The sequence below is a fragment of the bacterium genome, from assembly GCA_024226335.1.
Lineage (GTDB): Bacteria > Myxococcota_A > UBA9160 > SZUA-336 > SZUA-336 > JAAELY01.
Map to the genome: position 1 here is coordinate 33,647 of JAAELY010000341.1, position 10,177 is coordinate 43,823.

At 62.8% G+C, this 10,177-nt stretch carries 9 protein-coding genes and 1 pseudogene; 3 read left to right on the top strand and 7 right to left on the bottom strand.

The features are described from left to right. Positions 1–17: 17 nt before the first annotated feature. From GY725_17790 to GY725_17805, 4 genes are read right to left on the bottom strand one after another with little or no spacing between them, the layout of a single operon-like run. Complete coding sequence (locus GY725_17790; GenBank protein ID MCP4006042.1) at positions 18–1,223, bottom strand: amidohydrolase family protein; 1,206 nt, start codon at positions 1,221–1,223, stop codon at positions 18–20. Beyond that, the gene (gene rsgA / locus GY725_17795; GenBank protein MCP4006043.1) at positions 1,220–2,116 is read right to left on the bottom strand and encodes a ribosome small subunit-dependent GTPase A; all 897 of its coding nucleotides are present in this window, start codon (positions 2,114–2,116) and stop codon (positions 1,220–1,222) included. The genes GY725_17790 and rsgA overlap by 4 nt, the downstream gene beginning before the upstream one ends. After that, positions 2,113–2,847, bottom strand: coding sequence for a gamma-glutamyl-gamma-aminobutyrate hydrolase family protein (locus GY725_17800; protein ID MCP4006044.1), 735 nt, complete (start codon positions 2,845–2,847; stop codon positions 2,113–2,115). The genes rsgA and GY725_17800 overlap by 4 nt, the downstream gene beginning before the upstream one ends. Continuing rightward, positions 2,840–4,246: a glutamine synthetase gene (locus tag GY725_17805; GenBank protein MCP4006045.1), complete on the bottom strand. Its 1,407-nt coding sequence runs from the start codon at positions 4,244–4,246 to the stop codon at positions 2,840–2,842. Before GY725_17805 ends, GY725_17800 begins: the two co-directional genes overlap by 8 nt. Before the next feature lie 89 nt (positions 4,247–4,335). Between GY725_17805 and GY725_17810 the strand changes: the two genes are divergently transcribed. Beyond that, complete coding sequence (locus GY725_17810; GenBank protein MCP4006046.1) at positions 4,336–5,220, top strand: alpha/beta hydrolase; 885 nt, start codon at positions 4,336–4,338, stop codon at positions 5,218–5,220. On the opposite strand, the gene GY725_17815 is transcribed toward GY725_17810, so the two are convergent. From GY725_17815 to GY725_17825, 3 genes are all read right to left on the bottom strand, one after another. Then, positions 5,195–6,397, bottom strand: coding sequence for an amidohydrolase family protein (locus tag GY725_17815; GenBank protein ID MCP4006047.1), 1,203 nt, complete (start codon positions 6,395–6,397; stop codon positions 5,195–5,197). The two genes, GY725_17810 and GY725_17815, sit on opposite strands and share 26 nt — an antisense overlap. Continuing rightward, positions 6,394–7,767: an amidohydrolase gene (locus GY725_17820; protein ID MCP4006048.1), complete on the bottom strand. Its 1,374-nt coding sequence runs from the start codon at positions 7,765–7,767 to the stop codon at positions 6,394–6,396. The genes GY725_17815 and GY725_17820 overlap by 4 nt, the downstream gene beginning before the upstream one ends. A gap of 126 nt (positions 7,768–7,893) precedes the next feature. Beyond that, positions 7,894–8,199, bottom strand: coding sequence for a flagellar basal body rod protein (locus tag GY725_17825; protein ID MCP4006049.1), 306 nt, complete (start codon positions 8,197–8,199; stop codon positions 7,894–7,896). A gap of 318 nt (positions 8,200–8,517) precedes the next feature. Between GY725_17825 and GY725_17830 the strand changes: the two genes are divergently transcribed. Beyond that, on the top strand, positions 8,518–9,441 hold the full coding sequence (locus GY725_17830) for an integron integrase (protein ID MCP4006050.1): 924 nt from the start codon (positions 8,518–8,520) through the stop codon (positions 9,439–9,441). A gap of 205 nt (positions 9,442–9,646) precedes the next feature. Beyond that, positions 9,647–10,036, top strand: a pseudogene (locus GY725_17835) (TIR domain-containing protein). Positions 10,037–10,177 lie beyond the last annotated feature (141 nt).

Sequence of the window (10,177 nt, forward strand, 5' to 3'; positions counted from 1 at the left end):
CATCGGCCGGCGGGGATCTACTCGTGAACCTCTGCTGGAGAAAACTTGCGCCCTCGCGCGAATACAGCTCGCGGATGCTGGAGGGCCGCCAGGTCGGCGGTCGGATCGGCCTCGACGATCAGGACATCTGCAGACAGACCCGGTCGCAGTGCGCCCGTGAGGTTGTCCAGGAGGAGCGCGCGCGCACTCTCCGAAGTCGCGCTGCGCAGGGCTTCGACGGGCGTCAGTGACGCGAAGCGCGCAAACACGGCCAGGGCGTTCGGTAGATGGTGGTGATGGACGTTGGGGATCCCAGCGTCGGTCGAAGCGATCAGGTGCACACCGCGCGTGCGAAGTTCGCGAAGCGCGCCCTGCATGCGCGTCCCGAACTTCCCGAGTGATCCGTCTTCCTTGATGAAGCGCTTCCAACCGGTGTTCAGGGTCGGGGAAGCCCAGATTCCGGCGCGTGCCATTTCATCGATCACCTGTGGATCCACGTCGCTGGCAAAGCCCTCATCGCCCACGAAACTACAGTGCTCGATCGTGCGCACGCGCGCCTGTGCTGCGTGCGAGATGCCTTCCGTACCGTGACAGTGCGCGGCGACCGAGCGGCCGTGGCTCGTGGATTCCTCGACCAGAGCGCGCATCTGGTCGACGGGGAATTGCGCGCTCCTGGGATCGGTTCCCTTCGTGATCACTCCGCCGGTTGCCATCACCTTGATCCAGTCCGCTCCGTGCTCGACCTGACGGCGCACGGTCTCGCGAATCTGCGCTTCGTTGGCGGATTCACCGCCCCAGAACCAGCAGTGTCCGCGCGGCGAAGTGATCGGCTGGCCCACGCATAACAGACGCGGACCGGGGACCTGGCCGCTGGCGATGCGATCTCGCAACTCCAGTTCGTGCCAGGCCGCTCCGCCGAGATCACGCGCTGTGGTGATGCCGGCTCGCAGCATGGCCTCGGCGCGTGTCTGCATGGCGCGCACGAGGTCTTCGAGGGGCAGGGCCAGCTGGGCGTCGGCGGAACGCACTTCCGGGTCGAGCGTCAGGTGCACGTGCGCGTCGATCAGTCCGGGTAGCGCGTAGGCGCCTTCGAAATCGATGACCTCGGCGTCCTGGCAGAGTGCTTGCTCTTGCCCGATTGCGGCAATGTATTCGCCTTCGATGCGCAGGATCTGGGGAGTCTCCGAGACCGCCTCTGAAACTCCGTCCCAGATTCGCAGCCCGGTCAAGGCAAGCGCGCTCAACTTCCCGCCTCGTTCAGGAGCTTGCGATAGCTCGAAAGACGCGACGCGCGAATCTTCCCGGCTTCGACGGCCGCGCGAACCGCGCAATCGGGTTCGGCATCGTGCGCGCAATCGCGAAAGCGGCACTCGTCCGAGTACCTGGCGAGTTCGGGATAGACCTCGCGGATCAGGCCGGTGTCGACCGGACCCGTGGCGATCTCTCGCACTCCGGGCGTGTCGACGGCAATCGCCCCATTGGCCAGCTTCAACCAGACCGCGCGCGTCGTCGTGTGGCGGCCTCGCTGGTACTTCTGACTGATCTCCTGGGTCTGGAGTCGGAGTTCGGGTTCCAGGGCATTGAGCAGGGATGACTTGCCCACTCCGCTGTGGCCGGCGAATACCGTGCTCTTGCCGGACATGCTGGCCTGAAGGGCTTCGAGACCCGCGCCCGATTCGGCCGAGACCGGCAGCACCTCGATCACTTCTTCGTAGGCGCGAATCTCGTCGGGAAGCGCGGCCCCTTCGAGCAAGTCGATCTTGTTCACGACCAGCGTCGCATCCAGGCCACCCGCCAGTGCGGCCAATAGAAAACGATCGACGGCCCCGGCGCGGAAGGGCGGCTCCTTGACCGAAGCCACGATCGCCAGTCGGTCGATGTTCGCGGCGATCACCTGTTCTTTGTGCAATGCCCGCGGTCGCCGACGGGCCAGACGCGTGCGGCGCGGCAGCAGGTCGATGACGACCTCCCGCTCGAGTTCGAAGCTGACCTCGTCCCCGACGGCGAGCGACTTTTCCGCGTGGGCGTGCTTGCCCACAAGGCGAAGCGAAATCACGCGATCCGCGTGCACGACTTCACAACCGCCGCGGAAAACACCGATCACGGTGCCGGTCGCGACGTCTGTCGGCGCGCTCAACGATCTCCTCGCGCGCGGGCGACCACGGCGTCGAAGAGCCGTTTCTGAATCGGATCCTCAGGCACTTGCATCTCGGGGTGCCACTGTACACCCAGCGCCCAGGGATGGTCTTCGACCTCGATCGCCTCGACCACACCGTCGGCCGCGGATCCGACGACGCGCACGCCGCTTCCCAGGCGGCGAATCGCCTGGTGGTGCCAGGAACAGACGGGAAATTCCAGTTGGGCGTAGATCTTCTCCAGCGCACAACCCGCCTCCAGGCGGACCGGATGATGGGTGGGCAGACGCGGGGGCAGACGGTGCAGGACGGTCTCGCCAAACGTATCCGGAACGTGCACTTCCAGATCCCCGCCCAGTACCAGATTCAGGACCTGTGCACCGCGACAGATCCCCAATACAGGCAGGTTCTCGCGTTCCAGGGCGGCCCGTGTGATGGTCATCTCGAACTCGTCGCGCGCCGGGTTGATCATGTACACGGCTTCGTGCTCGGGACCCTGGTACAGCGCGGGGTCGAGATCACCACCCCCGGCGATGATCAATGCGTCGAGGCGCGCGAGCAGAACACCGACGGGCGCGGCCGAAGGCGTGACCAGGACCGGCACGCCACCGGAAGCGGCAACTGCATCGACATAGGCCTGGGGCAGAGAGAACGCTGCCAGGAGTCCCTCGACTTCCGGACCGTAGGTCGTGATGCCGATGAGCGGCCGCTGTGTTTCGGACGAACTAGCCACGCTCGAAGAATCGCTCCCGTTCCCAGGTCGTAACCGCCGAGTCGAACTTCGATTTCTCGGTATGCGCGAAGTGCAGGTAGTGCTCGATCACATCGTCGCCGAACGCCTTGCGCAGAAAACTACTCTTTTCGACCTCTTCGATCGCTTCGCCGAGGGTTCGCGGCACCTGCTCCAAGTCTTCCATTTCGTACAGATTGCCTGCGAAGATGGGGGGTGGCTCGAGTTCTCGCTCGATGCCGTCGAGGCCCGCCGCGATCAGCGCTGCGAAAGCCAGGTAGGGATTGGCGTCGGCGCCCGGGATGCGGCACTCGGTGCGCAACGACTTGCCGTGACCGACGATGCGGAAACCGGCCGTGCGATTGTCGAAAGCCCAACCGATCGCCGTCGGTGCAAACGTTCCGGCCACGAAGCGCTTGTACGAGTTGACGTTGGGCGCGAGGAAGAGCGTGATCTCGCGGGCGTGTTCGATCAGTCCCGCCAACCAGTGGCGGAACAGCGGTGAGGCATCGATCTCGGTTCCCGGGATCGGTGTCTCGCTGCCCGCAAAGGCAGAGGTCGGCAGCTTGCCCGCATTCCACAGACTGGTGTGGACGTGCATGCTGCTACCGGCCATGGATTCGTCCCACTTCGCCATGAACGTGATCGATAGATCCTGAGCGGCTGCGATCTCCTTGGCCGCGTTCTTGTACAGCACGTGGCGGTCGGCCATCTCGAGCATTTCGCAGTAGCGCAGGTTGATCTCCTGCTGTCCCGGACCCCATTCCCCTTTGCTGAACTCCACGGGGATTCCGGAGTCGTCGAGTTGGCGGCGGATCTCACCGACCAGCGGTTCGATCTGCGTGCCCTGGAGCACGTGATAGTCCTCGACGTAGTTCCCGTAGGTTTCGAGCTTCTGGTAGCCCTTCTCGCGCGCGCCCGCGTAGGAGTCGCGGAACGCGAAGAATTCCAGCTCCGACGCCCCCATCGCCGAGTATCCGAGATCCGAAAGCCGCTCCAGCTGGTTCTTCAGAATCTGTCGCGGCGCAACCGCCACGGGCTCGTTCTTCGCCTCGTCGACGATGTCGCAGATCACGATCGCGGTGCGGTCGAGCCAGCTCGCCACGCGCAGGGTCGACCAATCCGGCAGGCACTGGAAGTCGCCGTAGCCGGATTCCCAGGACGTGTAGGCATAACCGGGCACCGGGTCCATCTCCATATCGCAGGCCAGCAGGTAATCGCAGCAGTGCATACCGTGGTCGGCGGTCTCCTCGACGAAGAAATGACCCGTGATGCGCTTGCCGATCAAACGCCCGTAGAGGTCCGGAAATACCGTCAGGACGGTTTCGATCTCTTCGGTTTCGATTTTCGCCTCGAGCGCGTCCCGAGTGAGGCGTCCGAGTTCTGCGCGTCGTTTGTTCATGCGGCTCCCGTCTCCTGGCGGCCCGGCAGGCTGCCGGTAACTGGTTGTAACCGATCCCCGGGGCCCCAGCCAAGTGCTATAGATGAATCATGAATAGCGGACTGCCCGGACCGACTTCGCACACGTATTTCTCTCAGCGGCTGCGGCTCCACTATGTGGACTGGGGCAATGAAGACGCCCCGCCGCTGCTGCTGGTGCACGGGGGGCGCGATCACTGCCGAAACTGGGATTGGGTCGTGGCGGCCCTGCGGGATCGCTATCACATCATCGCCCCGGATCTGCGCGGACACGGCGATTCCCAGTGGGTCACGAGTACCGGCTACTCGATGATCGACTACGTCTACGATATCGCGCAGCTGATCGATCAGAAGAAGCTGGCCCCGCTCACGATCATCGGGCACTCCCTGGGAGGGGCCGTCAGTCTGATGTACTCGGGAATCTTCCCGGACAACGTCGTGCGCCTGGTCGCGGTCGAGGGCCTGGGCCCGTCTCCGGAAATGGCCAAGAAGCGCGTCCAGCGCCCCGCGCACGAACGCATGCAGGAGTGGGTCGAGTCGCATCGCAAGATGGCCGGGCGGCGACCCCGTCACTACGCGAGCATCGAAGAAGCGGTCTCACGCATGCAGGAAGCCAATCCGCACCTCACGCCGGAGCAGGCGCACCACCTGACAGTACACGGAGTGAACCAGAACGAAGACGGCAGCTATAGCTGGAAGTTCGACAACTACGTGCGCTCGTCTTCGCCCTATACCTTCAACCTGCGCGAAGCTCGGGAACTCTGGGGACGAATCCACTGCCCCACTCTTCTGGTGCGCGGGGTGGAGAGCTGGGCGAGCGATCCCGAAAAAGACGGTCGGGCGGCCCAACTGCCCAATGCGCGAGTGGTCAACATCGAAGGCGCCGCGCACTGGGTACATCACGATCAACTCGAGACCTTCTTGTCGGAGGTCACGGCGTTTCTGGAGGAGTCGTGACCGGTCGATAGCGTTCGGTCAGCAAATCCTGACGGGTCTGAAGATCGACCTCGACTCCCCGCACGAAGACCCGCTCGGCCCAGGTCGTCAGTTCGAACGGATCTCCGTTCCAGACCACGAGATTTGCGAGCGCTCCCTTGCGCAGGGTTCCCGTGTCCTTCATCCCGAATACTCGCGCGGGATTGCGGGTGATTGCGGCCATCGCCGCTTCAGGGGGATAGTTATTGGCCACCGCCACGCCGGCGATATGGCGCAGGCGATGCGCCAGATGCGAGGCACCGGCCTGCGCGAAAACCACGCGGACCCCGGCCTGATGCAGGCGCAGGGCGTTGTCGGAGCGGCTTTGCAGGCGGGAAAAACTCGAAGGCAGGTTGAGCAGTGGGTTCACGATTACCGGCACCTTCGCTTTCGCGATCGCATCCGCGACACGCCAGCCCTCGGCGGCACCCGACAGAACGGCACTCAGGCGATGCTCGCGTGCAAACGCCAGGACCGTTTCGATGTCGCTGGCGCGATCGACCGCGAAGACCACGGGCAGCTCTCCGTCGAGTGCACGGCGCAGGACTTCGACATCGGCGGCCGACACCGAGAGGTTCCGCAGACGTCGGGCGATATAGGGACCGCGATTGCCGTGATACACGCGCGCGTCCTGGAAGGCTTCGCGCAGGCGTAGGAAGGCCACTGAACGGGAACCGCGACCGCGACCCGAACCCACATTCACGTGCAAGGCCAGCGCCGCGCTTCGCACCGGTTGCTCTTCGATCAGATCCGCCCAGATCGAGACTCCGGAAACCAGTCCGCCCGACGGCATGACCACGGCCGAAGTAATTCCGGCTGCGCGGGCGGCGGGCAGCGTGAACGAAGCGGGGTTGAAGGTATCGACGACGCGCAAGGCCGCGCGAATCGGATCGTGGTCTTTGGGCAGAGTCGCTTCCACCGACGACGCCTCGAGCGAAACCTCGTTCACGCCCAGGCGCGAAGAGGCGTCGACGAATCCGGGTGTGATGATGCGACCGCGCACGTCGATCCGCTCGGCATCGGCCGGAATACTCAGATCGGTGCCGACCGCCTCCACGCGATTGCCTTCGATCAGAAGAGTCGCGTTTTCGATCGCGGGACCGGTCCCGGTGTGAACGGTGCCTCCGACCAGAGCCAGCGTGAGCATCAGACGAATCACGGTCGCCTCCGAATCCCGAGTTCGAAATCCGAAATCGGTTCGCGCGCGTTGCTGCGCTCGTAGACCAGTTGTCCGGCGATATAGACCTGTTCGGCCTTCGAGTAGACGCTGAACGGATCACCGGACCAGATCACGAGGTCGGCCTGTTTGCCAGGCGAAAGACTGCCGGTGAGCTCGTCGATGCCCAACACCCAGGCCGCGTTGAGCGTGACCCAGCGCAGTGCGTGTTCTGGATCGATCTTCAGTCCGGCGCGCCGTCCGTAAGCCATGGCCTTGGCGGCCTGTTGGTTCATGCGTTGAATGTCGTAAGGCGAATCGGAATGCAATGCGACGCGCACACCCGCGCGATCCAGAAGAGCGGCACCCGCCGGTACGGCGTCGAGAAGTTCCATCTTCACGCCCCACCAGTCCGCCCAGACCACGGCCCCGACTTCGGCCTGGGCCAGTCGATCCGCGATCTTATAGGCCTCGACCGCGTGGTGAAACGCGCGCGGCCGGATATCGAACTCCCCGAACAGGTCCAGCCGCAAGAGCATCTCGTCTGCGCGGTAGCAGTGGTTCTGGATCAAGATCTCACCCGATACGACACGCGCCAGTGCATCCTTGGCGTGGTCGAGCGGCTTGTTGGGATCCGCTTCGTAGTGCCTTGCGTTTTCGAGTTGCTGGCGCAGCATCGCGACTTCCGCCATGCGCGTGGCCGGCTTGCTCTTCTTGTGCTTGCCGTAGACGCGCTTGGGGTTTTCGCCGCACGCCATCTTCATGGTGGTGGGTGCGCCGGGAAAGCGCATCTCGCGCGCCGAAAGAGCCGGGCGCAGACGCAGGGTCACGCCCTGCCCGCCGACCAGATTCGCCGAACCCGGCAGGACGTGGATGGTGGTGACGCCGCCCGCGAGCGCGCGTTCGATCGCGGCATCTTGCGGCCAGAAACTCTCTTCGGCGCGAACTTCTGGCTTGAAGGGTCCGCTCGCCTCGTTGCCATCGGCATGGGGTGCAACCGACGGCACCGCATACACACCGATGTGGGAATGCGGATCGATCAGCCCGGGAGTGATCCAACGGCCCGAGGCATCGATGCGCGTCGCGTCGGCGGGCGCGCTCAAGCCACGACCGACCGCGACAATCCGCTGCCCGCGCACCAGCACATCGGCCGGACGGAGCGTCGGGCCGTCCGCCGTCATGACCGTGGCCCCCTGCAAGAGCAGGACGGGCCCCTCGGCCTGGAGTGCGGAATTCGGCGTGGTTTCGGGTTCAGCAGAAGGAGTTGGGGACGAGGCCTGGAATATGCCGAGCGCACCGGGCAACGCACACCCGCTGCCCACCAGCGAGACCCCACAGAACACGAAAATCCCGACACGAAGAGAGAACTTCATGCGGGCAATACTAGCGTCCAGAGCGTGAGGTGATGGCCCCCCGGAATGCGCGAGACGGATAGCGCGTTCCAGGGGGCCGCATCAGCCCGAAGCCGCCTTGTTCAGGTTAAGCTCAACGGGCGGAGACTATGTTCGGATGTCGAGCAGACCTCCGATGAGGCCTAGTTCGGTCTCCAGCGCCCGGGCTGATGCTCTTGCCTGCACCGCAGCGAGATTCGACGTCACGATCTCGCGCGCCAGGTCGACCTCAGAAGGCTCTGTCGACCGGGTCACGGTGGTTCTGGCCCCACCACTCTGCACTTCGGATTGATGACTCCGAAGCGGCCTGAAACCCTCGGTGAGCATGTTCGCCACATTGTGGCTGGAGGCACGAATCTGCCTCTTGGCTGCATGGATGCCCGAGAGGGCCTTGGAAAGGCCAGAAGTCTGCATTCACTCTCCACTGTTTTCTTGTTGGCGTATCGGTCCACAGATGTCACAACTTGAGCATCGGGGAACACGGCCCGAAGCACGCACTCCGCGCGCAACTCGAAGAGCGCATCCGCCGGCCGAAACCGCAGAAATCGCGCCGGTCGGCGGCATGAGACCAGATGTTCACCGGGCATGGCTCTCCGGTAAGCTATGTTAGGGGAACCCCGGGTCCCGCGGAGATGACCCCTCTTGAGTGATTCCACGCGATCTCGCCGGGCGCGGACAGCGACCCGTCCACCTTCACAAGCCCCTCGTCTACTCGACCGCGTTCGCACACGCATGCGCGTACGGCACTACAGTCTGCGGACGGAGAACGCATACGTCGGCTGGATCAAACGCTACATCCACCACCACGGCCTTCGCCATCCAGACGAGATGGGCAACATCGAAGTCGTGGAGTTCCTTTCGGATCTCGCCGTTCGCGGTGAGGTCTCTGCCTCGACCCAGAACCAGGCCCTGGCGGCGCTGATCTTCCTGTATCGGGAGATCCTGGGAAGGGAACTGGAAGGGCTCGACAGCGCCGTACGAGCTCGCACCCCCAAGCACCTGCCCGTCGTGCTGACCCGGCAGGAGGTAAAAGCCGTGTTGGAGACACTTGACGGTGTGCAAGCCTTCGTTGCCGGCCTCCTGTACGGATCGGGCCTCCGCCTGCTCGAGTGTCTAGGGCTGCGAATTCACGATCTCGACCCCGACCGGCACCAGATTCTGGTACGCGAGCCAAAGGGCCGCCAGGATCGAGTCACTCTATTCCCCGACTCACTGCGACTCCCACTCCGCGACCACCTCGAACAGACCCGCGCACTCTACGACGCAGATCGACGCAACGGCACCCCCGGCGTCGCCCTCCCCCACGCACTCGCGCGGAAGTATCCACAGGCCCCCTACGAGTGGGGCTGGACATGGATCTTCCCGGCCCCAAACCTTTCAATCGATCCCAGAAGCGGCATCCGACGCCGCCACCACCTTCACGAGAGTGGAATCCAACGAGCGGTCCGGCGAGCAGCAACACGAGCCCACGTGACCAAGAGGGTCACACCTCATACGTTCCGCCACTCGTTTGCGACCCACCTCCTGGAAGACGGCGCGGACATCCGCACCGTCCAGACGCTCCTCGGACACAAGGACGTGAAGACGACGATGATCTACACCCACGTCCTTGACCGCGGCCCCATGGCCGTCCAGAGCCCTTTCGACCGGCTATGACCTCACCAGAACCAGCACACCCGCCTGCCAAAATAAATCTTTATGCGACTCGAACTGTCGCAATAACGCGCCGAATAAGACGAAACCGCTTGTAAGTAGCTGTTCTTTGGAAGAATATGATTTTGACGGTCGGACGTTATCCGACTCAGCCGCGCATGGGGTGCGGTTGTCGAATAGTAGTTAGCAATAAAAAGGAGAATCAAACATGAAGGTATTTTTAAGCTGGTCAGGAGGAAAAAGTCATAAAGTGGCTTTAGTCTTTCGTGATTGGTTCCCGTCAGTTATTCAATCCCTTGTTCCATATGTATCTTCCGAAGATATAGATAAAGGAACTCGTTGGAGTACTGATATAGCCAAAGAGCTTGAAGATTCGTCCTTCGGGATTTTGTGTGTTACCAAAGAAAACCTCACAGCACCTTGGCTAACATTTGAGGCAGGTGCATTGTCAAAAACAATGGATAAATCCTTTGTCAGTCCATTCTTGTTTGACATTAAGCGATCCGAAGTTGACGGGCCAATATTACAATTTCAATCTACAATCTTCAGTCAAGAGGATATGCTGAAGCTGGTAAAAACGCATAATAAGGCATGCGGTGCGGAACCTGTCAACGCCGATGAGACACTCGATTGTTTGATTTACTGAGCAATTCCTCCTGTCGTTGATGATTCGGGTGGGTTGATCCAGACCGCTTCGGGAAGCGGACTGGGCTTCGGGGTGCCCCGGACGAAGCGTTCA

Excerpts from the sequence above, each read along its gene's own strand:
- GY725_17830 (MCP4006050.1), top strand. The coding sequence starts at position 8,518 with ATGCGCGTACGGCACTACAGTCTGCGGACGGAGAACGCATACGTCGGC.
- GY725_17820 (MCP4006048.1), bottom strand. The coding sequence starts at position 7,767 with ATGAAGTTCTCTCTTCGTGTCGGGATTTTCGTGTTCTGTGGGGTCTCG.
- GY725_17825 (MCP4006049.1), bottom strand. The coding sequence starts at position 8,199 with ATGCAGACTTCTGGCCTTTCCAAGGCCCTCTCGGGCATCCATGCAGCC.
- GY725_17805 (MCP4006045.1), bottom strand. The coding sequence starts at position 4,246 with ATGAACAAACGACGCGCAGAACTCGGACGCCTCACTCGGGACGCGCTC.
- GY725_17810 (MCP4006046.1), top strand. The coding sequence starts at position 4,336 with ATGAATAGCGGACTGCCCGGACCGACTTCGCACACGTATTTCTCTCAG.